This window comes from Roseateles sp. GW823-FHT07B05 (genome assembly GCF_058794515.1).
In genome coordinates, this window is record NZ_JBXAGX010000042.1 from 1 (window position 1) to 1,181 (window position 1,181).

The window sequence follows — 1,181 nt, forward strand, 5'->3', positions numbered from 1 at the left end:
GGCTACGCTGATTAAGGTCTGCCTTCCGGGTTGATCTGGTGGCAAGGCAGCAGCGGCGTCGGGATGATGTTCGGATGAAGCAAGCAACACTCGCAGCGGCTGCCGATCAGGGTGCGGAATTCGAGCGGTTTCGCAGGCCGACCAGGCGCGACGTGTTCCTGCAGACGATGGATTCCATCGTTCCGTGGGCTGAGCTGTGCGGGGTCATCGAGCCCCACTACCCGAAGGCCGGCAAGGGTCGCCCGCCCATCGGCCTGGAGCGCATGCTGCGCATGTACTTCGTGCAGCACTGGTTCAACCTCGCCGACGAGGCCTGCGAGGAAGCGCTCTTGGACAGCACGGCGCTGCGCCGCTTCGTTGGCATCGACCTGGGCCGCGAGCGTGTGCCTGACGGCACCACCTTGCTGAAGTTCCGCCGCCTGCTTGAGGACGACAAACACAAGCTGGGCGCCGCACTGTTCGCCAAGGTCGGTGAAGTGCTGCAGGGCAAGGGCATGAAGGTCGGCACCGGCACCATCGTGGATGCCACCATCATCTCGGCGCCGAGCTCGACCAAGAACGACAAGGGCGAGCGCGACGGCGAAATGCATCAGACCCGAAAGGGCAAGCAGTGGTTCTTCGGCCTGAAGCTGCACATCGGCGTGGACAGCAAGACCGGCCTGGCGCACAGCGCCGTCGTGACGGCGGCCAACGTGCACGACAAGCATGCGATTCCTCAGCTGTTGCACGGGGCCGAGCAAGAGGTCTACGGCGACAGCGCCTACGCCTCGCAGCAGCAACTGATCGCCAGCAAGGCGCCGCAGGCGCGGGACCGGACGAACCGCCGTGTCGGCGCTGCGGGCATTGCCGCCGAGATCGAGCGCATCGCCAACCGCATCAAGTCCAAGGTGCGCTCGCGGGTGGAACACATGTTCGCCGTGGTCAAGCGGCAGTGGGGCTTCAACAAGGTGCGCTACAAGGGCCTGGCCAAGAACGCGACGCGCGCGTTCGTAGCGCTGGGCCTGGCGAACATCTACATGGCGCGCAAGCACTTGGTGGGATGAGTGCGTCCGCTGGGCGCCGGCATGGCGCCTGCGGCGCGGAAAGCGGGTCTGGATCGCCGGATTCACTGCGCAAATCGTCCCCGCGATCAGCCTGCGGAAGCCGTCCCCGAAATCAAAGGCTTATTCAGCGTAGCCCTA

The 1,181-nt window shown here is 65.2% G+C and carries 1 protein-coding gene; it reads left to right on the forward strand.

Going from position 1 to position 1,181, the window contains the following annotated elements; translation table 11 throughout:
• Nucleotides 1–74 precede the first annotated feature (74 nt).
• The gene (locus AC1Q7O_RS27565) at nt 75–1,043 is read left to right on the forward strand and encodes an IS5 family transposase (RefSeq protein WP_492662640.1); all 969 of its coding nucleotides are present in this window, start codon (nt 75–77) and stop codon (nt 1,041–1,043) included.
• Nucleotides 1,044–1,181 lie beyond the last annotated feature (138 nt).